This is a genomic window from Pseudomonas capeferrum (genome assembly GCF_000731675.1).
Classification (GTDB): domain Bacteria; phylum Pseudomonadota; class Gammaproteobacteria; order Pseudomonadales; family Pseudomonadaceae; genus Aquipseudomonas; species Aquipseudomonas capeferrum.
Genome location: NZ_JMIT01000003.1, coordinates 690,491 through 714,674 on the forward strand (window position 1 = coordinate 690,491; position 24,184 = coordinate 714,674).

Sequence of the window (24,184 nt, forward strand, 5' to 3'; positions counted from 1 at the left end):
ATGTCCAAACGCCTGGTGCCCTCCATGACCGCCCTGCAGTGCTTTGAAGCCGCAGCCCGTCATTTAAGCTTCACCCGTGCCGCCGAAGAGCTGCACCTGACCCAGAGCGCGGTCAGCAAGCAGGTGGCGCAGCTCGAAGACATGCTGCGCCACCACCTATTTCTGCGCATTCGCCGCCGCCTGCAACTGACGCCAGCCGGCAGCCTGTACCTGGCCGAGGTCAACAAGATCCTCACCCAGGTCGACATCTCCAGCCGCTACGTCCTGACCTATGGCGAGCAGACCGAGATATTGAAGGTAGCCACTCAACCGAGTTTTGGCGTGCGTTGGTTGATCCCCCACCTCAAGGGGTTTGGCAAACGCCACAGCAATATCCACCTGGACATCCGCAACGAGATGGAGCCGTTCGCCTTGCTGCAAGGCTCGGCGGACGTGGTGTTCTTCTATGGGCAGGGCACCTGGCCGGGGGCGACCTGCATAGAGCTGTTCCGCGAAGAGGTGGTACCGGTATGCGCGCCGGAGCTTTTGGCCGGGCGGGCGCTGGCCGATGCGGGAGAGTTGGCCGAACTGGTGCTGCTGCAGAGCACATCGCGGCCGGAAGCGTGGCATGAGTGGTTTCTCGAACTGGGGCTGCACAGTGTCAGCAGCTACCACGGGCCGCGGTTCGATACCTTCTACATGGCCTTGAGCGCCGCGCAGGCGGGGTGTGGGGTGGCGTTGGTGCCGCAGTACCTAGTGGCCAAGGAATTGAATGAAGGGAGCCTGGTCATTCCGTGGAATCATGCGATGCGCAGTACTGGGGCGCATTACCTGGCGTATGCCGAGCATGCAGCGGAAGTGCCCAAGGTGCGGGCGTTGGTGGAGTGGGTGCGCGAGCAGTTGCAGCGTTGAGCGTGCCGGGGCCGCTTTGCGGACCTTAGGTCGATCAAAAAAGGAATGACACACCCACTTTTTTTCGCTTGTGAGCCATGTGCATTCCCAGCTTTCATGTAAGCGTCCGAACCTAACCAGGAAGCTAGCGATGCCCGCCCACGATTTCGTCAGCCCAGACAGCATCCGCGCGCAGTTCTCTGCCGCCATGTCGCTCATGTACAAACAGGAAGTGCCGCTGTATGGCACGTTGCTGGAGCTGGTGAGCGAAATCAACCAGCAGGTCATGGCCCAGCAACCCAAAGTGGCCGAAGCGCTGCGCTGGACCGGCGAAATCGAACGTCTGGACCAGGAGCGCCACGGCGCCATCCGTGTCGGCACCGCCGAAGAGCTGGCCACCATCGCCAAACTGTTCGCAGTGATGGGCATGGAGCCCGTCGGCTACTACGACCTCAGCTCAGCGGGCGTACCGGTGCACTCCACGGCATTTCGCGCCGTGCACGAGCAATCGCTGCATGTCAGCCCGTTCCGCGTGTTCACCTCGTTGCTGCGCCTGGAACTGATCGACAACCCACAGCTGCGTGAGCTGGCGCAGGGCATCCTGGCCAAACGCGAGATCTTCACCCCGCGCGTGCTTGAACTGATCGAGCAGTGCGAACGTGACGGCGGCCTGAGCGCGGCCGACGCCGAAGCCTTCGTACAGGAAGCGTTGCACACCTTCCGCTGGCACCACGACGCCACGGTAACCGCCGAGCAGTACCAGCAACTGCACGACCAGCACCGTTTGATCGCCGATGTGGTTGCCTTCAAAGGCCCGCACATCAACCACCTCACCCCGCGCACCCTGGACATCGACGCGATCCAGGTCGGCATGCCGGCCAAGGGCATCCCGCCAAAAGCCGTGGTCGAAGGCCCGCCCACCCGTCGTCACCCGATCCTGCTGCGCCAGACCAGCTTCAAGGCACTGCAGGAGAAGGTCGCCTTCTGTGACCAGCAAGGCAGCGAGGGCAGCCACACCGCACGTTTCGGCGAGATCGAACAGCGCGGTGCGGCGCTGACGCCGAAGGGCCGCCAGCTTTACGACAAGTTGCTTGATGCCACGCGCGCGGCCTTGGGCGGTGCCCCCGCCGAAGCCAATGCCGAGCGTTACAAGGCACTGTTGAGCCAGACCTTCGCGGAGTTCCCGGATGACCTGGCGCAGATGCGCGAGCAAGGCCTGGCGTACTTCCGTTACTTTGCCACCGAAAAAGGCCTGGCCGCACGCGATCAGCGCGAGCGCCCGACCACCCTGCAGGGGCTGATCGAAGCAGGGCATGTACACTACGAGGCGCTGGTGTATGAAGACTTCCTGCCGGTGAGCGCGGCAGGGATCTTCCAGTCCAACCTGGGCGATGATGCGCAGGCAGACTATGGCAGCAACGCTAACCGTGAGGCCTTCGAGGCCGCACTGGGGCTGAAGGTGCAGGATGAACTGGCCTTGTATGCGCAAAGCGAGCGCCGCTCGTTGCAGGCCTGTGCGCAGGCGTTGAACCTGGGCTCGATGTAAGGCTCAGGGGTGCATTGGGTCGCGCTGCGGCCCAATCGCCGGCAGGATTTCCACCTTCGGCAGGTCCATGGCCGCCACCTCGTCGTGCAGAAACGCGCTCAACCGCCGCAGCCGCTCGCCGCCCGGCCGGGTACGCGGCCACACCAGGTAATAGTCCATGCCGCTGGGTACCGCCGTCGGCCAGGGCAGGCTCAGGCGCTTCTGCGCCACATCCTCGGCCACCATCAGCAAATCGCCCATGGATATCCCATAGCCACGCGCCGCCGCGATCATGCCCAACTCCAGGGTGTCGAACACCTGGCCGCCCTTGAGCGAGACCTTGTCGCCAAGCCCCATGCGCTGCAGCCACTCTCGCCAGTCGCGCTTGTCCACCGTCGGGTGCAACAACTCGAAGCAGGCCAGCCGATGCTCGTCCCACGGTGCTTCGTCGCGCAGGTCGGGTGCGCCCACTGGGATCAGCAGTTCGGGAAACAACCGGCGCACCTCCCAATGTGCCGGGAACACGCCATCGCTGAGCAACACTGCGCAATCGAAAGGCTCCTGGTTGAAATCGACATGGTCGACGTCCATCCAGGCACTGGTCAGTTGCACTTCATTACCCGGCTGCAGGTGACGAAAGCGGCTCAGGCGCGCCAGCAACCAGCGCATGGTCAGGGTAGAGGGCGCTTTCATGCGCAGGATGTCATCTTCACCGCGCAAGGTATCGCACGCCCGCTCCAGCGCAGTGAAGCCTTCGCGCACGCCGGGCAGCAATAGCCTTGCCGCTTCGGTCAGTTGCAGGCTGCGGCCGCTGCGCACGAACAAGCGGCAGGCGAAGTGCTGCTCAAGGGTGCGTATATGGCGGCTGACAGCACTCTGGGTAATGGACAGCTCTTCGCCGGCGCGGGTGAAGGAGCTCAGCCGGGCAGCGGCTTCGAATGCGCGCAAGGCATACAACGGAGGGAGCTGACGAGACATGAGGCACCTGCCATACGGGGCTGTGAAACCGATCGACCGCAGCATATACCCATGAGTCAGACTCATGCCAATGATCGCTTTTATCCTTTTGTGCAAAGTTGACCAAAGCCTCAGACTCGCCCCTTGCTCACAGAATCAGGAAGAAGGACTACTCACATGCATGTAGCGCCCACCACCGAACTCAAGGCTTTGCTGCGCCTGGCCGGGCCGCTGATCGCCTCGCAGTTGGCGCACATGCTGATGGTGCTGACCGACACCCTGATGATGGCCCGCATCAGCCCACAAGCACTGGCCGGCGGTGGCCTGGGCGCTGCCAGCTACTCGTTCGTGTCGATTTTCTGCCTGGGCGTGATCGCCGCTGTCGGCACGCTGGTGGCCATCCGCAAGGGCGCCAACGACATCGAAGGCGTCACCCGCCTGGCCCAGAACGGCTTGTGGCTGGCCTGGGGCCTGGCGCTGGTCGCGGCGCTGGCGCTGTGGAACCTGGAGCCGGTATTGCTGATGTTCGGCCAGCAGCCGGACAACGTCGCCTCGGCAGCCGAGTTTCTCACCCTGCTGCCGCTGGCCCTGCCCAGCTACCTGACCTTCATGGCCTTGCGCGGGTTCACCAGCGCCCTCGGCCGCTCGACGCCGGTGATGGTCATCAGCGTGATTGGCACGGTGCTCAACTACCTGCTCAACGTCGCGATGATCGAAGGCATGTTCGGCCTGCCCAAGCTGGGCCTGATGGGCATCGGCCTGGTCACTGCGGTGGTGTCGATGGGCATGGCCATTGCCCTGGCACTGTACATCCGCTGGCATTCGGCCTATGCCGCCTACCCGCTGCGCAAGGGCCTGTCGCGCCCTTCGCTGCCGGCCCTGCGCGAGTTGTGGCGGTTGGGCCTGCCGATTGGCGGCACGTACATGGTCGAGGTCGGCCTGTTTGCCTTTGCCGCGCTGTGCATGGGCGTGCTCGGCAGCACGGAACTGGCGGCGCATCAGATCGCGCTGCAGATCGTTTCGACGGCGTTCATGGTGCCCACCGGGCTGTCCTATGCCGTGACCATGCGCGTGGGCTTGTACTACGGCGGCGGCAACCTGCTCGCCGCCCGCAGCGCAGGCCGGGTGGGCATCGGTTTCGGCGGGATGATCATGTTCGCCTTCGCCGCGCTGTTCTGGCTGTTGCCGGATGCCTTGGTGGGGTTGTTCATCGACCGCGACGACCCGGCGTTCGCGGCCATCTACCACTTGGCCGTGCAACTGGTGATGGTGGCGGCGTGGTTCGAACTGTTCGATGGCATGCAGACCATCGCCATGGGCTCGATCCGTGGTTTGAAGGATGCCAAGACCACCTTCCTGATCGGGCTGTGCTGCTATTGGCTAGTGGGCGCACCCAGCGCCTGGCTGTTCGCCTTCAACCTGGGTGGCGGCGCGGTCGGGATCTGGTGGGGGCTGGCGCTGGGGCTGGCCTGCGCGGCAGTGGCGCTGACCTTTGGCTTTGAATGGCGGATGAAGCGGTTGCTGCGCAAGGCTGGGGCTGGCAGCCAGGCAGCGGTGTCGGCCTGAATGCCCGGGGGGGGCGCTTTGCCCTCCCCGGCTATTTCACACGCTGACCAGGTGCGGCTTGCCACTTTCCTGCAAAAACGCCATCAACTCCCCTACCGGCAGCGGCTTGCTGACCAGAAACCCCTGCACCTGGTCACAGCCGAACTCACGCAGCAAGGCCATCTGTGCCTCGCTCTCGACCCCCTCGGCCACCACTTCAAGGTTGAGGTTGTGCGCCAGGTTGATCATCGCGTGCACCAGCTTGCGGTTCTCTTCGCGCATTTCCATTTCGGCAACAAAGCTGCGATCGACCTTGAGCAACGCGATCGGCAGGCTGTTCAAGTGCACGAACGATGAGAACCCCGTGCCGAAATCATCCAGGGAAAACCGCACGCCCAGGCGCCCCAGGGCATCCATGGTCTGGCGTACCAGCTCGTTGCGACGCATGACCGCCGTCTCGGTCAGCTCGAACTCCAGCCAGCGGGCATCGACCCCGTGTTCGATGATCAACCGGCTCAGGGTCGTCAGTAGCTGGCTGTCCTGAAACTGGCGAAAGCTCAGGTTCACCGCCATGTGCAGCGGCGCCAGGCCATGCTCGCACAGCGCCTGCATGTCACGCAGCGCGCGCGATATCACCCAGTAGCCCAACGGCACGATCAGCCCGCTCTGCTCGGCCAGCGGCACGAACTCGCTGGGCGGCAACAGGCCGCGTTCGGCATGGCGCCAGCGCACCAACGCCTCCAGGCCGACAATACGCCCATCGGCCAGGTTCAGCCGTGGCTGGTAGTGCAGCTCCAGCTCGTCACGGCGCAGGGCCCGGCGCAGCTCGCTTTCCAGGTCGGCAAGGCTGCGGGCGTTGCAGTTGATGCGTTCATTGAAGACATGAAAGGTACAGCCTTGGCTGCCCTTGGCCTGGCGCATGGCGATATGCGCATGCCACATCAGGGGGTCGGCACCGCTCTGCGCGCGGGCATGCGCCAGGCCCAGGCTGCAGCCGAGCAGCAGGCTTTCGCCGTCGATCCAGTAGGGCTCGGCCAAGGCCTCGATGATGCGTTCGGCCATCCACTCGGCCCGGTTCGGGTCACGGCGGGTATCGATCAGCAGGGCGAATTCGTCGCTGCCCAGTCGCGCCACCAGGTCACCGGCCTCCAGTTGCTGCTTGAGCCGCACCACCACCTGCAGGATAAGGCGGTCGCCGCTCTGGTGGCCGAGGGCGTCGTTGACGTGGCGGAAGTTGTCCAGGTCGAGGTGGCCGAGGGCCAGGCCACGGCCATCACCTTCTGCCAGGCGCGCCGTCAGCAAGGCCTGAAACCCCTGGCGGTTGGCGATGCCGGTCAGTGGGTCCTGCTCGGCCAGGCGTTGCAAGGTGGCCACCAGCACGCCGCGCTCGCGCACATGGCGCAGCGAGCGGCGCAAGGTATCAGCATTGAGATGGTCGCGCACCAGCCAGTCGCTGACCCCGCCGGGCGCCACCTCCGGCTCGTGATCGAGCAGCACGATGGTGGGCAGTTCGCAGCGCCCAGGGGCAGGCTGCAGGGCCGGTGTGGCCAGGACCACGGCCTGGCGGTCATGGCTGAACAGGCTGTCGACCGACTCCCAGTCAGGTGCGGTCAACAACACTGCGCTGCCGCCAAGGGCCTGCACGCACTCACGCAACAGCACGGCCCATTCCGGCTCATCAGCCAACAGCAGCAAACGCAGAGGTTCGACAGGCGTGGACAAGCGGGCTCCTTAGGGCTTGGACGGGGCAGCGGCAGAGGCCAGGTATGCTACTGCATTAATGAAAATGATTTCCATTTTTAGACATGTACACCCCGACGCATTTTGTCGTGCATCCTGCGCGAAACCAGGCCAACCGGCAAATACGATTTTTTCAATGAATAGCATGAGCCTAACTAATGCTTATGCGCAGACAAAAGTCTGACTCAGACGTCAGACGGTCGCGCCATAACCGGCCCATGCCTGTTAGAATGCGCGGCTATTTTCTGGCGACCCCCGGTTTCTAGCATGTCCCGACTCAATCCCCGGCAACAGGAAGCCCGAGACTACGTTGGCGGCCCTCTTTTGGTGCTCGCCGGTGCAGGTTCCGGCAAGACCAGCGTGATCACGCGCAAGATTGCCCACCTCATCCAGAACTGCGGCATCCGTGCCCAGTACATCGTGGCGATGACCTTCACCAACAAGGCCGCACGCGAGATGAAAGAGCGGGTCGCCACCCTGCTGCGGCCGGGGGAAGGCCGCGGCCTGACCGTGTGCACCTTCCACAACCTGGGCTTGAACATCATCCGCAAGGAGCATGAGCGCCTGGGCTACAAGCCTGGTTTTTCGATCTTCGACGAGTCCGACATCAAGGCACTGCTGTCGGACATCATGCAGAAAGAGTATTCCGGCGACGACGGCATCGACGAGATCAAGAACATGATCGGTGCCTGGAAGAACGACTTGATCCTCCCCCCCGAGGCCCTGGAAAAGGCTCGCAACCCGCGCGAGCAGACCGCCGCCATCGTCTATACCCACTACCAGCGCACGCTCAAGGCGTTCAACGCGGTGGACTTCGACGACCTGATCCTGCAGCCGGTCAAGCTGTTCCAGGAACACCCCGAGGTGCTGGAGCGCTGGCAGAACCGCGTGCGCTACCTGCTGGTCGATGAATACCAGGACACCAACGCCAGCCAGTACCTGCTGGTGAAAATGCTGATCGGCATGCGCAACCAGTTCACCGTGGTCGGCGACGACGACCAGTCGATCTACGCCTGGCGCGGCGCGCGGCCCGAGAACCTGATGCTGCTCAAGGAGGACTACCCCTCCCTTAAAATCGTCATGCTGGAGCAGAACTACCGCTCCACCAGCCGCATCCTGCGCTGCGCCAACGTGCTGATCGCCAACAACCCGCACGCGTTCGAAAAGCAGCTGTGGAGCGAGATGGGCGTGGGCGACGAGATCCGTGTGATCCGTTGCAAGAACGAGGAAGCCGAGGCCGAACGGGTGGCCATGGAAATCCTCACCCTGCACCTGCGCACCAACCGCCCGTACAGCGACTTCGCCATCCTCTACCGCGGCAACTACCAGGCCAAGCTGATCGAACTCAAGCTGCAGCACCACCAGGTGCCGTATCGCCTGTCCGGCGGCAACAGCTTCTTCGGCCGCCAGGAGGTCAAGGACCTCATGGCCTACCTGCGCCTGCTGGTGAACCCCGACGACGACAACGCCTACCTGCGGGTCATTAACGTGCCGCGCCGGGAAATCGGCTCCACGACCCTGGAAAAGCTCGGTAACTATTCGACCGAACGCGGTATCTCGATGTACGCCGCCAGCGAGGAGATGGGCCTGGGCGAGCACCTGGACGCCCGTTACACCGAGCGCCTGCAGCGCTTCAAGCATTGGCTGGACGGTGTGCGCCACAAGGTGGCGCTGGACGACCCGATCGCCGCGCTGCACGAAATGATCCGCGACATCGACTACGAGAACTGGATCCGCCAGCAAACCGCCAGCGACAAGGCGGCGGAGTTCCGTATCAGCAACGTCTGGTTCCTGGTCGAAGCGCTGAAAAACACCCTCGAGAAGGACGAAGAGGGTGACATGACCATCGAGGACGCCATCGGCAAGCTGGTGCTGCGCGACATGCTCGAGCGCCAGCAGGAAGAGGAAGAAAACGCCGAAGGCGTGCAGATGATGACCCTGCATGCCTCCAAGGGGCTGGAATTCCCTTACGTGTTCATCATGGGCATGGAAGAAGAGATCCTCCCGCACCGCTCCAGCATCGAAGCCGACACCATCGAAGAAGAACGCCGCCTGGCCTACGTGGGCATCACCCGCGCGCGCCAGACCCTGGCCTTCACCTTTGCGGCCAAGCGCAAGCAGTACGGCGAGATCATCGACTGCACACCGAGCCGGTTCCTCGACGAACTGCCGCCGGACGACCTGGCCTGGGAAGGCCTGGACGATGCGCCAGTCGAAGTCAAAGCTGCGCGTGGCAACAACGCACTGGCCGATATTCGGGCGATGCTCAAACGCTGATCAACCCTTACTCTTTAACCGTTGCCGCTGTTGCGGCCACCTTTGCTACATCGAGGAAAACCACAGTGGAAGCACTGCATCAGAAGATTCGCGAAGAAGGCATCGTGCTTTCCGATCAGGTTCTCAAAGTCGACGCGTTTCTCAACCACCAGATCGACCCTGCGCTGATGCAGCTGATCGGTGACGAGTTCGCCCGCCTGTTCGCCGACGCCGGCGTGACCAAGATCGTCACCATCGAAGCCTCGGGCATTGCCCCGGCGGTGATGACGGGCCTGAAGCTGGGCGTGCCGGTGATCTTTGCGCGCAAGCACCAGTCGCTGACGCTGACCGAGAACCTGCTGACTGCCTCGGTGTACTCCTTCACCAAGCAGACCGAGAACACCGTGGCCATCTCGCCGCGCCATCTCAACAGCAGCGACCGCGTGCTGGTGATCGATGACTTCCTGGCCAACGGCAAGGCGTCGCAGGCACTGATCTCGATCATCAAGCAGGCTGGCGCCACGGTGGCTGGGCTGGGTATCGTCATCGAGAAGTCGTTCCAGGGCGGCCGTGCCGAGCTGGACAGCCAGGGCTACCGCGTTGAATCGCTGGCGCGGGTGAAGTCGCTGGCAGGTGGTGTGGTCAGCTTCATCGAGTGATCGCCGTTGGGGCCGCTCCTACAGGTGAAGCAGATCGCGCGAGCCTGTAGGAGCGGCCTTGCGTAGCGAAAGGGCCGCTCTGCGGCCCCGACAATTATCGGGTCGCCGCCAAACCCGCCAGCAATAACCGCTGATAGATTTCTTCCTTCAGCCCTTGGGGATCCCCCAACCCCATGCGCGCCAACTGCGCCGCATACCCCTCCGGCCCCGGCGCATCCAGCGCTGCCTTGCCCAGCCCCAGTACCTCGCTCAACCTGAACTTGCTCTTCAGCCAGTTCAACGCCCGCAGCAAGTCACGCTCTTCGGCCGTGAAATCGGTGCCCAGCGGATACTCCGGAAACAGCCCTGCATGGCGCGCCCGGATGGCCTCAAGGCGCTCTGGCGTGTTGTCGGTAAAGCGTGCTTCCAGCTGGAAATCCCTGGCCAACTTGCCGGCCTTCTTGGCCTGTTCGATCAGCTCGCCCTGGAACCTCGAATCACTGACCGCCAACAACCGTGCAATCACTTCACTGTCGGTCTGCCCGCGCAGGTCGGCGATGCCGTACTCGGTCACCACGATATCGCGCAGGTGCCTGGGGATGGTGCAGTGGCCGTAGGCCCACAGCAGGTTCGAGCTGACCTCGCCCGCCGCCTCGCGCCAGCTACGTAACAGCAGTATCGATCGCCCGCCCTCCAGCGCGTGGCCTTGGGCGACGAAGTTGTACTGCCCGCCCACGCCGCTGAGCACACGGCCATCCTCCAGCTGGTCGGCCACCCCCGCGCCCAGCAGGGTCATGGTGAATACCGTGTTGATGAACCGCGCATCCCGGCGCTGGCGGCGCTTCAGTTCTTCCTGGCCATACAGCTCATTGATGAAACTGATACGCGTCATGGCAAACCGTGCGCGCTGCTCCAGCGGCATGTCCCGCAAGCGTTGGTAGAACGCCCGTGGGCCGAGGAAAAACCCGCCATGCACCAGTACGCCCTGCTCGTCTGCCGGGCGCCGCACCACGCCCGCCTCGGCCAGCGCCAGCAGGCCGTTGACGAACATTTCGCTGCATCCGTAGAGGCCTTGGGCGAAGGCATCCAGCCCCCCTTCCCGCTGGATCAGGGTTTGCCAAGGGCCAACATCCAGTTCATCCATCAATGCCCGATAGCCCGCATTGTCGCCCTGGCGCGCTAACAGCGCAGCGGCCACGGCATCGCCCATGGCGCCGATGCCTATCTGCAAGGTGCCGCCATCACGCACCAGGGTGCTGGCGTGCAGGCCGATGCAATGGTCCTGGGTGGTGACCGGCATGTTCGGCGTGGAGAACAGCCGGCGTTGCTCCACCTCATCGATCAGCAGGTCGAATGCGTCGATGCTCAGCTCCGAGTCACCCGGCATGTAGGGCAGCTCGGCATGCACCTGGCCCAGCATGAGAATGGTTTCACCGGCCGCGCGGCGCTTGGCGATCATCGGCAGCAGGTCGAGGGTGATGTCGGGGTTACAGGCCAAGCTCAGGTGCACGGGCTTTTCTGGCGTGGCGGCCACCAGCTGGGCAATCAGGTTAAGGCCCTTGGCGTTGATGTCACGGGCGGCGTGGCTGTAGTTGCTGCTGACGTAGTCCTGCTGGGCGCTCTCGCTGTGCAGCAGGCTGCCGGGCTGCATGAAGAACTGCTCGACGCGGATGTTCGGCGGCAGTTGGTCGTTGCGCAGGTCGGCGAGGTAGGTGAGGTCTTCGTAATCGGCGAACACACGCTCGATGAAGGGTTCGAGGAAGCGCCGCTGCAGGCCGTCGCCCAAGGGTGGACGGCCAAGGGACAAGGCGGTGTAGATCGTCAGCTGGCGCTCGGGCAGTTCGCGCACTCGGGCGTACAGCGCATTGACGAAGGCGTTGGGTTTGCCAAGGCCCAGCGGCAGGCCCATGTGAATGTGGGCCGGCAGGCGCGACAGCGCCTGGTCGACTGCCTGATCGATGGAGCAGAGGTGCATCTTGGCCTCCTGAGTCTTCCATGGGGTCAGGGGTTGGACATGGGGTTCAGCGGGTTGGTTGCCGGCACTGGCTGCACATATACAAAGCCCGCCATCAAAGGCGGGCCTCATGCAATTGAGCGGCTGCTTACAACCCCGACATCTTCTTGATCGCACCCATCAGGTCATCATCCGAGCAATCGGCACAGGTGCCCTTCGGCGGCATGGCATTGATACCGGTAATGGCCTTGGCCAGGATGCCATCCAGGCCGCCCTGGTGGTCGGCACGTTCCTTCCACGCGGCGGTATCGCCGATTTTCGGCGCGCCCAGCAAGCCGGTGCCATGGCAGGCATTGCAGTGCTTGGCGATGATGTCATCCGGCGTCTTGGCAGCGCCGCCAGCCGCCGCAGTGGCAACCGCCATGCCCTTGCACTCCTGGCCCTGGACGCACACCTGGCCCACCGGCTCTAGGCGCTTGGCGATGTCGTCATTGGTTGCAGCGGTTGCGCTCATTGCCCAGAGGGCGAATACGGCTGCTGGTACGGCCAGCATCTTCTTGATTTGGTTCACGCGTACACCCTCATGGTGGCTAATCACGCTCGCGGCCACGGATCGGCGAGCGTTGAAAAGTATAGCGGGAACCCAGAGGCCGTGAAACGACCCCACACAGGAAAGGGGTATTGCCGAAACAATGCACTGCGCTGGATCAAAAGTTTGAAGGCGTCGCGGCGCTGATCAACCGGGCAGGTTCCTTGAAGGGGTTGCGAAAGCGGTGCGGGCGGGTACTTTCGAAGTAGTAGCTGTCGCCCTCTTCGAGGATGAAAATCTCGTTGCCGACCACCAGCTCAAGCCGCCCTTCAAGCAGGATGCCGGTCTCTTCACCGTCGTGGGTAAGCATCTCGGCGCCGGTGTCGGCACCCGGTGGGTAGACCTCGGTGAGAAACGCAATGGCGCGGTTGGGGTGCGACTTGCCCACCAGCTTCATGGTCACCGCACCGTCCGAGATGTCGATCAGCTCATGGGCCTTGTAGACGACCTGCGTAGGGCTCTCGGCGGCCAGTTCGACCGAAAAGAACTCGACCATGGACATCGGAATGCCGCTCAGCACCTTGCGCAGCGAACTGATCGAAGGGCTGACGCTGTTTTTCTCGATCATCGAGATGGTGCTGTTGGTGACACCCGCGCGCTTGGCGAGCTCACGTTGTGACAGGCCCTTGAGCTTGCGGATGGCTTGCAGTCGTTCGCCGACGTCCAAAGCTGGAGCCTCCTGAAACGGGTAGAGAGGGGGTGAATGTGAACGATATCATGGCAATGCCGTTCAGTATTTACAACACACCACCCTGCAACCTGTCCGCTTCAGCGTCTTATTCGTCGCACCTACTCACCACAGTAGTCCCTCGGCACCCGCTTGAGGTTGCAGAAGATCTGGTACGGAATGGTGCCGGCATGGGCAGCCACCTCGCTGGCCAGCACCTGCTTACCCCACAGCTCCACCGGGCTGCCCACGGTAGCCTCGGGCACATCGGTCAGGTCGATGCACAGCATGTCCATCGACACCCGGCCAATCAGCTGGCTGCGCTTGCCCGCGACCATCACCGGGGTGCCATTGGGCGCCTGGCGTGGGTAGCCATCGGCATAGCCCATGGCGACCACGCCGACACGGGTCGGCCGCGTGCCGATGAACTTGGCGCCGTAGCCCACCGGCTCGCCGGCCGGCAGCTCGCGCACGCTGATGACCCGCGATTGCAGGGTCATCACCGGTTGCAGGCGCTCAGCCTCGGCCTGGGCGACTTCGAAGGGGGTGGCGCCATACAGCATGAGGCCCGGGCGCACCCAGTCGCCACCCGCCTGTGGCCACGCCAGCACCCCGGGCGAGTTGCGCAAGCTGCACTCGGCAGCCAGCCCCTGGCGCGCGGCCTCGAACACCGAGATCTGCTCGGCGGTGGCGTCGGCGTCCAGTTCGTCGGCACGGGCGAAGTGGCTCATCAATACGATGCGCAGGACGCTGCCAGTAGCCAGCAGGCGCTGATACGCCTCGTGATAATCCTTGGGGTGCAGGCCGACGCGGTGCATGCCGCTGTCGAGCTTCAGCCAGACGGTCAGCGGCTTGTGCACCTGGGTCTTTTCGATTGCTTCAAGCTGCCACAGCGAATGCACCACGCACCACAGGTCGTGCTCGGCGATCAGGGCCAGTTCGCTGGCCTCGAAGAAGCCTTCGAGCAACAGCACAGGCGCCTTGATGCCAGCTGCGCGCAGCTCTAGCGCTTCTTCGATGCAGGCCACGGCAAAGCCATCGGCTTCGGCCTCCAGTGCCAGGGCGCAACGCACCGCGCCGTGGCCGTAGGCATCGGCCTTGATCACGGCAAGGGCTTTGGCGCCGGTCAGTTCACGGGCAAGGCGGTAGTTGTGGCGCAGGGCCTGGAGGTCGATCAGGGCGCGGGCGGGACGCATGGCGGCATGCCTTATGGTGGTTCAGTTTAATAACGGTGTTTGCCTCTTCGCGGGTAACCCCGCGAAGAGGCCAGCGCAGGCCTTCAAATCATTGATGCACGGGCGCGGTCTGGCCTTGCTTGGTGGCTTCCCGGCTGTTGCCATAACGGGAAATATCCAGGCCTTCGGCACTGATCTGCGGCTTCTTGCGCGCAATCAGGTCTGCCAGCAGGCGACCCGAACCGCACGCCATGGTCCAGCCCAAGGTCCCGTGACCGGTGTTCAGGAACAGGTTACGGAACGCAGTGGCACCCACGATCGGTGTACCGTCCGGGGTCGCCGGGCGCAGGCCGGTCCAGAAACTGGCTTGGCTCAGGTCACCGCCGCGAGGATAAAGGTCGTTGACGATCATCTCCAGCGTTTCGCGTCGACGCGGGTTCAGCGACAGGTCAAAACCGGCGATCTCAGCCATGCCGCCGACGCGGATGCGGTTGTCGAAACGGGTGATGGCGACCTTGTAGGTTTCATCGAGAATGGTCGAGGTCGGCGCCATGTCGGCGTTGGTGATCGGCACCGTCAGCGAGTAACCCTTGAGCGGGTAGACCGGCGCCTTGATACCCAGCGGCTTGAGCATCTGCGGCGAATAGCTGCCCAGGGCCAGCACGTAGCGGTCGGCGGTTTCCAGCTTGCCGTCGATCCACACGCCATTGATGCGGTCGCCGGCGAAGTCCAGGCGCTGGATGTCCTGGCCGAAGCGGAACTCCACACCCAGCTTCAGCGCCATGTCGGCAAGCTTGGTGGTGAACAGCTGGCAGTCGCCGGTCTGGTCGTTGGGCAGGCGCAGGGCACCGGCCAGAATGTCTTTTACCCCGGCCAGGGCCGGTTCGACGCGGGCGATGCCGTCGCGGTCGAGCAGTTCATAAGGCACACCGGACTGCTCGAGCACGGCGATGTCTTTGGCGGCGGCATCGACCTGCGCCTGGGTGCGGAACAACTGGGTGGTGCCCAGGGTGCGGGCTTCATAAGCGATGCCGGTTTCGGCACGCAGCTCGTCGAGGCAATCACGGCTGTACTCGGACAGACGCACCATGCGTTCCTTGTTCACCGCATAACGGCTGGCGGTGCAGTTGCGCAGCATCTGTGCCATCCACAGGTACTGGTCAACGTCGCCGGTCAGCTTGATGGCCAGGGGCGCGTGGCGTTCGAGCAACCACTTGATGGCCTTGAGCGGTACACCCGGGGCGGCCCAGGGCGAGGCATAGCCGGGCGAGATCTGGCCTGCGTTGGCGAAGCTGGTTTCCATGGCTACCGCCGGCTGGCGGTCGACCACCGTCACTTCGTAACCTTGCCGGGCCAGATAATAGGCACTGGCGGTTCCGATCACACCGCTACCAAGTACCAGAACTCGCATTGTTGATCCCTCGCACGCGGCGCACCGCTGTCTTTTGTTGAAATGGCATGGATGCGCGCAGTATAAAAATTACAGACCAGTGCAATTCACTATATAAAAGCCTATATTTGGCGAGAATTCTCGGCAATATTGCCTTTCACGGAGGGGCATCCCCTATGAGAACCCAGCACCAGAGCAAGCGTGAACTGGACAAGATCGACCGCAACATACTGCGGATCCTGCAGAATGACGGGCGTATTTCCTTCACCGAACTGGGCGAGAAAGTTGGGCTTTCCACCACCCCTTGCACCGAGCGCGTCCGCCGCCTGGAACGCGAGGGCATCATCATGGGCTACAACGCCCGGCTCAATCCGCAGCACCTGAAGGGCAGCTTGCTGGTGTTCGTCGAAATCAGCCTGGACTACAAGTCTGGCGACACCTTCGAGGAGTTTCGGCGTGCGGTGCTCAAGCTGCCCCATGTGCTGGAGTGCCACCTGGTTTCGGGCGATTTCGACTACCTGGTAAAGGCGCGTATTTCGGAGATGGCGTCGTACCGCAAGCTGCTGGGCGACATCCTGCTGAAGCTGCCGCACGTGCGCGAGTCGAAGAGCTACATCGTGATGGAAGAGGTGAAGGAGAGCCTCTGCCTGCCGATTCCGGACTGACGCTAGACCAGCACCTGGCGGGTGGTGGCAATGAATTGATGAACGAGCTGCTCGGCCTCGGGCTCGATCATCTGCTCCGGGCCACGGCCGCGCGGGCAGGCCATGCGTGGGGTGGTGCCGAACAGGCGGCAGATCATCGGGCGCTCTTCATACACTGTGCAGCCGTTGGGGCCCAAGTGCACGCAGTCCAGGTGCTGCAGCGCAGCGGCTTGCTCGGCCTCGGTCTTGCGCGGCAGGCGAGCCATTTCTTCGGCCGAGGTGGTGACCGGGCCGCAGCAGTCGTGGCAGCCGGGCTCGCACTCGAAAGAAGGGATGAGTTCGCGCAGGAAGTGAATCTTGTGGCGGTTGCAGGACATGGCGGGTACAGAGCAAGAAGGTGGGGTGAATTATAGGCCCATTGCACCGGCCCTGTGGGCGCAGCTTTAACCGCGAGCGCGGACGCGGCTCTCGCCTTGTTGCCCACCTTCCGACCCCGGCTTATCCTCCCTCCTCTGCCCAAAAGCCCAGGACCTGCCCCATGATCCATAGCGCGCAGCACGCCGCTTCCTATTACGCCGCCAGCAGCGCGCCACACGCCGATCATGCCTTCCTGCAAGGCGAGCACAGCGCCGACGTGTGCATCATTGGCGGTGGCTATTCAGGCCTTAACACCGCGATCGAACTGGCTGAACGTGGCCTCTCGGTGATCCTGCTGGAAGCCCGCAAGCTCGGCTGGGGCGCTAGCGGGCGCAACGGCGGGCAATTGATCCGCGGTGTCGGCCATGGCCTGGAGCAGTTCCTCCCGGTGATCGGCGAGGAAGGCGTGCGCAGCATGAAGCTGATGGGCCTGGAGGCCGTGGAGATCGTCCGCGAGCGGGTCGAGCGCCACAACATCGCCTGCGACCTGACCTGGGGCTACTGCGACCTGGCCAACAAACCTGGCGAGCTGCAAGGCTTTGCCGAAGAAGCCGAAGCATTGCGCAGCCTGGGGTATCGCCACGCGCTGCGTCTGGTGGCGAAAGACGATATTCACAGCGTGGTCGGCTCCGACCGCTATGTGGGCGGCCTGATCGACATGGGCTCGGGCCACCTGCACCCGCTCAACCTGGCCCTCGGCGAAGCGGCCGTGGCCAGCCGCCTTGGCGTGCGGCTGTTCGAGCAGTCAGAGGTCACGCGCATCGAGTACGGCCCCGAAGTCAAGGTACACACCGCTCAAGGCCGGGTCCGTGCCAAGACGTTGGTACTGTGCTGCAACGCCTACCACAATGGCCTCAATCGCGAGCTGGGCGGCAAGGTGCTACCCGCCGGCAGCTACATCATCGCCACCGAGCCCCTGGGCGACGCGCGTGCCCGCGCGCTGCTGCCGCAGAACATGGCCGTGTGCGACCAGCGCGTGGCGCTGGATTACTACCGGCTGTCTGCCGACCAGCGGCTGCTGTTCGGCGGTGCCTGCCACTATTCCGGCCGCGACCCGCAAGACATTGCCGCCTACATGCGGCCAAAGATGCTCAAGGTATTCCCGCAGTTGGCCGATGTGCGCATCGAGTTCCAATGGGGCGGCATGATTGGCATCGGGGCCAACCGCCTGCCACAGATCGGGCGTTTGGCCAGCCAGCCGAACGTCTACTACGCCCAGGCCTATTCCGGCCATGGGCTCAACGCCACCCACCTTGCAGGGCGCCTGCTTGGCGAGGCCATCAGCGGCCAGCAGAGCGGGCGCTTCGACCTGTTCGCCAAGGTGCCGCACATCACCTTCCCTGGCGGCAAGCACCTGCGCTCGCCACTGCTGGCATTGGGGATGCTCTGGCACCGGCTCAAGGAATTGGTTTAGGTGATGTGAGGCGGAGCATGCCTTGAGGGTGATAGTGGCGCGCAAATCGAGCGCCACCATCACCCTCAAGCCATGCACCACGTAGCCCTCAATCAATCCCTCCAAAATGGCTTACGCCCCTCTTCTCGGGCCTGCTCCCAGCTCAGCCCGACATCGCGCAATTCATCATCGGTCAGTTGCAACAAGGCCCTGCGGGTGTGCCAGCGGTGCAGCATCAGCCCCCAACGGCTCAGGCCTGCCGGCGCATTGAAGACCTTGGCGTGCTGCCCGGTTTCCAGCTCCTTGGCCATCAGTTGCAAGCGCACATCGCTCATGCCACCCATCGCTGCGTTCTCCCGCTCAGTTGATACCGTGAAGCAAGCATGCGCGTCGGCACTGATGACAATACAGATCCAATAGCGGCTTATTATTCCCATACAGAATTGGCGAATCGACGGGTGAATGCTGTATTTTCAGCGCAACTGTACTGGTCGCTGCAGCTCAGCGGCGCTGGAGTATGCCGTGACGCTTTACCTCAACCTCGCCGAGTTGCTCGGCGCCCGTATCGAACAGGGCCTGTATCGCCCCGGCCAGCGCCTGCCCTCGGTGCGTGCCCTGAGCGTGGAGCACGGGGTCAGCCTGAGCACCGTGCAACAGGCCTACCGCATGCTCGAAGACAGCGGCATGGTCTCGCCGCGGCCCAAATCCGGCTATTTCGTCAGCGAAGGCCGCCACCTCCCTGCCCTGCCCGCCGTCAGCCGCCCGGCCCAGCGCCCCGTGGACATCTCCCAGTGGGAGCAGGTGCTGGAACTGGTCCGCAGCACCCCACGCCAGGATGTGATGCAGCTGGGGCGCGGCATGCCCGACATCAACAGCCCGACCCTTAAGCCGCTGCTGCGCAGCCTCGCCCAGCTGAGCCGGCGCCAGGACATGCCCGGCCTCTACTACGACAACATCCATGGCAACCTGGCCCTGCGCGAGCAGATCGCCCGCCTGACGCTGGACTCCGGCTGCCGCCTGAGCCCGGCGGACCTGGTGGTGACCACCGGCTGCCATGAGGCGCTGTCCTGCAGCATTCGCGCCGTGTGCGAGCCAGGCGACATTGTTGCGGTCGACTCGCCCAGCTTTCATGGCGCCATGCAAACCCTCAAGGGCCTGGGCATGAAGGCGCTGGAGATCCCCACCGACCCGGTCACCGGCATCAGCCTCGAAGCACTGGAACTGGCCCTGGAGCAGTGGCCGATCAAGCTCATCCAGATCACCCCGAGCTGCAACAACCCACTGGGTTACATCATGCCCGAGGCACGCAAGAAGGCCTTGCTCAGCCTGGCCCAGCGCTATGACGTGGCCATTCTCGAAGACGATGTGTACGGCGACCTGGCCTACACCTACCCGCGCCCGCGCACCCTCAAGTCGTTCGACGACGACGGCCGTGTATTGCTGTGCAGTTCGTTCTCCAAGACCTTGGCACCCGGCCTGCGCATCGGCTGGGTAGCGCCGGGGCGTTACCTGGAGCGGGTGCTGCACATGAAGTACATCAGCACCGGCAGCACCGCCAGCCAGCCCCAGCTGGCCATCGCCGACTTCATCAAAGCCGGCCATTACCAGCCTCACGTGCGGCGCATGCGCAGCCAGTACCAACGCAGCCGCGACCTGATGAGCGACTGGGTGACCCGTTACTTCCCGCCGGGCACGCGTGTCAGTCGGCCCCAGGGTGGCTTCATGCTGTGGGTCGAACTGCCCGAACATTTCGACACGCTGCGGCTGAACCGCGCTTTACTGGAGCAAGATGTACAGATCGCGGTCGGCAGCATTTTCTCGGCCTCGGGCAAGTTCCGTCACTGCTTGCGCATGAACTTCGCGGCCCTGCCTACGCCGTCAATCGAGGCCGCCGTGCGCAAAGTGGGTGAAACCGCCCTTCGTCTACTGGATCAGGACGACGCCTGCGCGTAACTTTGCGCCGCCCACCATGGTCCAACCCCTTAGGCCTTTGCTGTACAGGACACGCTTACCTTGAGATTGCAGCGAGCTCTGCCGCTTCTGCTGACGCTATTGTGCGGCCTCGCAGGCTGCGCAAGCGTCGACATCCCCCGCGAAGTCAGCCAGGCGCTGCCGGCCAAAGACTCAGCTTTCGGCCGCTCGGTGCTGCGCCAGGCTGCGCCCTACGAGGGCCGTTCGGGCTTTCGTTTGCTGCCCAACAGCAACGAGGCGTTTCGCGCGCGCGCCGAGCTGATCCGCAACGCCCAGGCCAGCATCGACCTGCAGTACTACATCGTTCATGACGGCCTCAGCACCCGTGCGCTGGTCCATGAACTGTTGCGTGCCGCCGACCGCGGCGTGCGCGTGCGCATTCTGCTCGACGACACCACCAGCGACGGCCTGGACACCATCATGGGTACCCTCGACGCCCACCCGAACATCCAGATTCGCGTCTTCAACCCGCTGCACCTGGGGCGTAGCACCGGGGTGACGCGTGCGGTAGGCCGCTTGTTCAACCTGTCGCGCCAGCACCGGCGCATGCACAACAAGCTGTTCCTGGTGGACAACAGCATGGCCATCGTCGGCGGGCGCAACCTGGGCGACGAATACTTCGATGCCGAACCCAACCTCAACTTCACCGACATCGACCTGCTGGGCGTGGGCCCGGTGGCCGAACAACTTGGCCACAGTTTCGACCAGTACTGGAACAGCGCCCTGAGCCGCCCCATCGGCGATTTCCTCTGGCGCCAGCCCGATGCCCACGACCTGCACGCCAGCCGCCATCGCCTGGAAGTTTCCCTGGCCGAGGCGCGTACGCGACGCAAGGCCTTGTATGACCGCTTGATGGCCTACCAGTCGCAGCCGCGCCTGGATGTGTGGCGCAACGAGTTGATCTGGGCGCACAGCCAGGCCCTGTGGGATGCGCCGAGCAAGGTCCTGGCCAATGACGAGCCAGACCCGCAACTGTTGCTGACCCAGCAACTGGCCCCCGACCTGAACAACGTTCGCCACGAGCTGATCCTGGTGTCGGCGTATTTCGTGCCCGGTGAATCGGGCTTGCTGTACCTGACCCACAACGCCGATGCCGGCATCTCGGTCAAACTGCTGACCAACTCGCTGGAAGCGACCGACGTACCTGCGGTGCACGGCGGCTATGCGCCGTATCGCCGGGCGCTGCTCGAACATGGCGTGAAGCTGTATGAATTACGCCGCCAGCCGGGTGACCCGAGTGCCGGGCGGTTGAGCTTCCATGGCGGTTCGGATTCGAGCCTGCACAGCAAGGCGATCGTGTTCGACCGGCGCAAGACCTTCATCGGTTCGTTCAACTTCGACCCGCGATCGGTGCTGTGGAATACCGAAGTCGGTGTGCTGGTGGACAGCCCGGAACTGGCCGAATACACGCGCGCGCTGGCGGTGCAGGGTATGGCCCCGGCGCTGAGCTACCAGCCGCAGTTGCGGGGTGACAAACTGGTGTGGGTGACTGAAGAAGACGGCAAGCAGCGGATACTGACGTCCGAGCCTGGCGGGATGTGGCGACGGTTCAACGCCTGGGTCAGCAAGGCCGTCGGCCTTGAAAAGATGCTGTGATCGCAGCCCTTTAGGCGCCGCCCGACCGTTCAGAAAGGGCCGCAAAGCGGCCCCATACATGCTCAAGCCGAAGCCGGCTCGAAAGCCCCCCGCCGCCGAATCAACACCACCAACCCCGCCGCCCCCACAGCCATCAGCAACGGCAACGCATGCCCGCTGATCCACTGGCTCCCGGCCCCCGCCAAGAGCGGCCCAAGCAGGCAACCAATGCCCCACAACTGCGCCACGTGGGCATTGGCCCGCACCAGCGCATCATCCCGATAGCGCTCGCCGATCAACACCAGCGACAAGGTGAACAGGCCACCGGCACTGGCCCCGAACAGCACCCACAGCGGCCAGATCACCGGCGTGTGCAGCAACAGCGGTATCGCCAGGCTTGAGCACAGCAAGGTCACCGCACAACCGCTGAACAGGGTGCGCCGCGACATGCGGTCGGCCAATGCGCCGATGGGCAATTGCAGCACCGCATCGCCCACCACCACGGTGCTCACCATGAACAGTGCAATCTCGGTAGTGAACCCTTGCTGCAGGCAGTAGACCGGCAGCAAGGTCAGGATCATCGCCTCGAACGAAGCGAACAGGGCAATCGCCCAGGCGATCACCGGCAGGCGCCGGCAGAAGGCGAACAGGTCGCGGAAAGTGACGCTGTACGCTTCGGTGGTAGGCGCCCCGCCGCGCCCCAACAGCACCAGGGGTGCCAGCAACAGCAAGGCGGTCGCGGCCCAGAAACCGAAATCGTCGTCCGAGCCGAGAAAGCCCAGCACCAATGGCCCGGCCAGTTGGCTCAAGGCATAGCTGCTGCCATACAGCGCCACCAGCCGGCCCCGCCATTGCTCGACCACCAGCTGGTTGATCCAGCTTTCGCCAAGGATGAACACCACGGTCAGGGACATGCCGATCAGCAGGCGCAGAGCCAGCCAGAGCGGGTAGCTGGGCAGCAGCGCCAGCAGGCCGATCGACAGCGCACCGCCCCACAGGCACAGGCGCATCGCCGAGGGCACGCCGACCCACCCGGCCAGGCGGCTGGCCAGGCTGGCGCCCAGCAATACGCCCAAGGCAGGCATCGCGGCCATGACGCCAATGGCAAAACTGCCGTAGCCCCACCCGTCCAGGCGCAGGGACACCAGCGGCATGCTCACGCCGAGCGCCAGGCCGACACTGAGTACGGATGCCAGTACGGCGAAGTAGGTGCCCCAGCGCATGTGTTCTTCCTGTTGGATTTTCTTGGGCCCACTCGCGGAACAAGCCCGCTCCCACAAGCTCATCACCGAGATTCTGAAATCAGTGGTGAGCCTGTGGGAGCGGGCTTGCCCCGCGAATGGGCCGCAGCGCGGCCCCAGCGATTTACAGCTTGATCCAGGTCGCCTTCAGCTCGGTGTACTTCTCCAGCGCATGCAGCGACTTGTCACGGCCGTTGCCCGACTGCTTGAAGCCGCCGAACGGTGCGGTCATGTCGCCGCCGTCGTACTGGTTGACCCAGACACTGCCAGCGCGCACGGCACGGGCGGTCTTGTGGGCCTTGGAGATGTCCGAGGTCCAGATGCCGGCGGCCAGGCCATACGGCGTGTCGTTGGCGATGGCGATGGCTTCTTCGGCAGTGTCGAAGGTAATCACCGACAATACTGGGCCAAAGATCTCTTCCTGGGCGATCTTCATGGCGTTGGTCACGCCGTCGAAGATGGTCGGCTCGACGTAGGTGCCGCCGGTCTCTTCGAGGATGCGCTTGCCACCAGCCAGCAGTTTGGCGCCGTCCTTGTGGCCGGCGTCGATGTACGACAGCACGGTGTTCATCTGCTGGGTGTCGACCAGCGCGCCGACGGTGGTCTGCGGGTCCAGTGGGTTGCCAGGCTTCCAGCCTTTGAGGGCCTCGACCACCATAGGCAGGAAGGTATCCTTGATCGAACGCTCGACCAGCAGGCGCGAGCCTGCGGTGCAGACTTCGCCCTGGTTGAAGGCGATGGCGCTGGCGGCGGCTTCGGCGGCAGCTTGCAGGTCTGGCGCGTCGGCGAAGACGATATTCGGGCTCTTGCCACCGGCTTCCAGCCAGATACGCTTCATGTTCGATTCGCCAGCGTAGATCATCAGTTGCTTGGCGATCTTGGTCGAACCGGTGAACACCAGCGTGTCGACATCCATGTGCAGGGCCAGGGCCTTGCCTACTGTGTGGCCGTAGCCTGGCAGCACGTTCAGCACACCGGCCGGGATGCCGGCTTCGATGGCCAGCTGGGCGATGCGGATGGCGGTCAGTGGCGATTTTTCGGACGGCTTCAGGACTACCGAGTTACCGGTGGCCAGGGCTGGGCCGAGCTTCCAGCATGCCATCAGCAGCGGGAAGTTCCACGGCACGATGGCGCCGACCACACCCACCGGCTCACGGGTTACCAGGCCGAGCTGGTCATGCGGCGTCGGCGCGACTTCGTCGTAAACCTTGTCGATAGCTTCGGCATTCCAGTGCAGGGCTTGTGCCGCACCTGGGACGTCGATGCTCGAGGAATCGCCGATCGGCTTGCCCATGTCCAGGGTTTCAAGCAGCGCCAGCTCTTCGACGTTCTTGCGCAGCAGGTCGGCGAAGCGGATCAGCTTGGCTTTGCGCTTGGCCGGCGCCAGGCGCGACCAGACACCGGAATCGAAGGTGGCGCGGGCGTTCTCGACAGCACGGTTGGCGTCGGCCAGGTCGCAGCTGGCGACCTTGGCCAGGAAGCGTCCGTCGACCGGGCTCAGGCACTCGAAGGTTTCACCGGAGGCGGCGTCGGTGTATTCGCCGTTGATGAAGGCACGGCCTTCGATCTTCAGTTGCTGGGCACGTTGTTCCCAGTCCGCACGAGTCAGGGTGGTCATACGAAACTCCTCCTCTTGT

20 protein-coding genes are annotated in these 24,184 nt (G+C 63.8%); 9 read left to right on the top strand and 11 right to left on the bottom strand.

What is annotated here, in order from left to right; translation table 11 throughout:
* Both PC358_RS20740 and hglS read left to right on the top strand, forming a co-directional pair.
* Entirely contained in the window at positions 1–891 is an 891-nt protein-coding gene (locus PC358_RS20740) for a LysR family transcriptional regulator (RefSeq protein WP_033702259.1), read from the top strand.
* A 130-nt stretch (positions 892–1,021) separates the two neighbouring features.
* Positions 1,022–2,416 (top strand): 2-oxoadipate dioxygenase/decarboxylase HglS, encoded by a 1,395-nt coding sequence (gene hglS, locus PC358_RS20745; RefSeq protein WP_033702261.1) that lies wholly within the window; start codon positions 1,022–1,024, stop codon positions 2,414–2,416.
* A 3-nt stretch (positions 2,417–2,419) separates the two neighbouring features.
* Here hglS and PC358_RS20750 read toward each other — a convergent pair whose 3' ends face one another.
* Positions 2,420–3,373 (bottom strand): LysR substrate-binding domain-containing protein, encoded by a 954-nt coding sequence (locus PC358_RS20750; protein ID WP_033702263.1) that lies wholly within the window; start codon positions 3,371–3,373, stop codon positions 2,420–2,422.
* Between the two features lie 156 nt (positions 3,374–3,529).
* Here PC358_RS20750 and PC358_RS20755 point away from each other — a divergent pair, with 156 nt between their 5' ends.
* Positions 3,530–4,918: a NorM family multidrug efflux MATE transporter gene (locus tag PC358_RS20755; RefSeq protein ID WP_033702265.1), complete on the top strand. Its 1,389-nt coding sequence runs from the start codon at positions 3,530–3,532 to the stop codon at positions 4,916–4,918.
* Positions 4,919–4,954: 36 nt separating this feature from the next.
* Here PC358_RS20755 and PC358_RS20760 read toward each other — a convergent pair whose 3' ends face one another.
* Positions 4,955–6,619, bottom strand: coding sequence for a putative bifunctional diguanylate cyclase/phosphodiesterase (locus tag PC358_RS20760; protein ID WP_033702266.1), 1,665 nt, complete (start codon positions 6,617–6,619; stop codon positions 4,955–4,957).
* 285 nt (positions 6,620–6,904) lie between these two features.
* Here PC358_RS20760 and rep point away from each other — a divergent pair, with 285 nt between their 5' ends.
* Together rep and PC358_RS20770 are read left to right on the top strand one after the other, a co-directional pair.
* A complete protein-coding gene (gene rep, locus PC358_RS20765; protein WP_033702267.1) occupies positions 6,905–8,914 on the top strand; it encodes a DNA helicase Rep in 2,010 nt (669 codons plus the stop codon).
* A gap of 65 nt (positions 8,915–8,979) precedes the next feature.
* Complete coding sequence (locus PC358_RS20770; protein ID WP_033702269.1) at positions 8,980–9,552, top strand: xanthine phosphoribosyltransferase; 573 nt, start codon at positions 8,980–8,982, stop codon at positions 9,550–9,552.
* Positions 9,553–9,646: 94 nt separating this feature from the next.
* Here PC358_RS20770 and PC358_RS20775 read toward each other — a convergent pair whose 3' ends face one another.
* The 5 genes from PC358_RS20775 to dadA form a co-directional block, all read right to left on the bottom strand.
* The gene (locus tag PC358_RS20775; protein WP_033702271.1) at positions 9,647–11,506 is read right to left on the bottom strand and encodes an acetyl-CoA hydrolase/transferase C-terminal domain-containing protein; all 1,860 of its coding nucleotides are present in this window, start codon (positions 11,504–11,506) and stop codon (positions 9,647–9,649) included.
* Positions 11,507–11,633: 127 nt separating this feature from the next.
* A complete protein-coding gene (locus PC358_RS20780) occupies positions 11,634–12,038 on the bottom strand; it encodes a c-type cytochrome (RefSeq protein ID WP_033702594.1) in 405 nt (134 codons plus the stop codon).
* A 154-nt stretch (positions 12,039–12,192) separates the two neighbouring features.
* Positions 12,193–12,741 carry a cupin domain-containing protein gene (locus tag PC358_RS20785; RefSeq protein ID WP_033702273.1) on the bottom strand — a complete coding sequence of 183 codons (549 nt, stop codon included), beginning with the start codon at positions 12,739–12,741 and terminating at the stop codon, positions 12,193–12,195.
* Between the two features lie 122 nt (positions 12,742–12,863).
* Complete coding sequence (alr, locus tag PC358_RS20790; protein WP_033702275.1) at positions 12,864–13,937, bottom strand: alanine racemase; 1,074 nt, start codon at positions 13,935–13,937, stop codon at positions 12,864–12,866.
* 88 nt (positions 13,938–14,025) lie between these two features.
* Positions 14,026–15,327, bottom strand: a complete 1,302-nt coding sequence (dadA, locus tag PC358_RS20795; RefSeq protein WP_033702277.1) for a D-amino acid dehydrogenase — start codon at positions 15,325–15,327, stop codon at positions 14,026–14,028.
* A 155-nt stretch (positions 15,328–15,482) separates the two neighbouring features.
* Between dadA and dadR the strand changes: the two genes are divergently transcribed.
* The gene (dadR, locus tag PC358_RS20800; RefSeq protein WP_003258963.1) at positions 15,483–15,971 is read left to right on the top strand and encodes a transcriptional regulator DadR; all 489 of its coding nucleotides are present in this window, start codon (positions 15,483–15,485) and stop codon (positions 15,969–15,971) included.
* 2 nt (positions 15,972–15,973) lie between these two features.
* On the opposite strand, the gene PC358_RS20805 is transcribed toward dadR, so the two are convergent.
* Positions 15,974–16,327 (bottom strand): YkgJ family cysteine cluster protein, encoded by a 354-nt coding sequence (locus tag PC358_RS20805; RefSeq protein ID WP_033702279.1) that lies wholly within the window; start codon positions 16,325–16,327, stop codon positions 15,974–15,976.
* Between the two features lie 161 nt (positions 16,328–16,488).
* On the opposite strand from PC358_RS20805, the gene PC358_RS20810 reads away from it, so the two are divergent.
* Positions 16,489–17,781: an NAD(P)/FAD-dependent oxidoreductase gene (locus tag PC358_RS20810; protein ID WP_033702281.1), complete on the top strand. Its 1,293-nt coding sequence runs from the start codon at positions 16,489–16,491 to the stop codon at positions 17,779–17,781.
* Positions 17,782–17,873: 92 nt separating this feature from the next.
* Here the strand turns inward: PC358_RS20810 and PC358_RS20815 are convergent, their stop codons facing one another.
* The gene (locus PC358_RS20815) at positions 17,874–18,104 is read right to left on the bottom strand and encodes a DUF1127 domain-containing protein (RefSeq protein WP_033702284.1); all 231 of its coding nucleotides are present in this window, start codon (positions 18,102–18,104) and stop codon (positions 17,874–17,876) included.
* A gap of 178 nt (positions 18,105–18,282) precedes the next feature.
* Between PC358_RS20815 and PC358_RS20820 the strand changes: the two genes are divergently transcribed.
* The gene (locus tag PC358_RS20820) at positions 18,283–19,713 is read left to right on the top strand and encodes an aminotransferase-like domain-containing protein (protein ID WP_162181158.1); all 1,431 of its coding nucleotides are present in this window, start codon (positions 18,283–18,285) and stop codon (positions 19,711–19,713) included.
* A 60-nt stretch (positions 19,714–19,773) separates the two neighbouring features.
* A complete protein-coding gene (locus PC358_RS20825; protein WP_033702288.1) occupies positions 19,774–21,327 on the top strand; it encodes a phospholipase D family protein in 1,554 nt (517 codons plus the stop codon).
* Positions 21,328–21,389: 62 nt separating this feature from the next.
* On the opposite strand, the gene PC358_RS20830 is transcribed toward PC358_RS20825, so the two are convergent.
* Both PC358_RS20830 and PC358_RS20835 read right to left on the bottom strand, forming a co-directional pair.
* Entirely contained in the window at positions 21,390–22,529 is a 1,140-nt protein-coding gene (locus PC358_RS20830; protein ID WP_033702291.1) for an MFS transporter, read from the bottom strand.
* Between the two features lie 142 nt (positions 22,530–22,671).
* Positions 22,672–24,165 (bottom strand): aldehyde dehydrogenase, encoded by a 1,494-nt coding sequence (locus PC358_RS20835; protein ID WP_033702292.1) that lies wholly within the window; start codon positions 24,163–24,165, stop codon positions 22,672–22,674.
* Positions 24,166–24,184 lie beyond the last annotated feature (19 nt).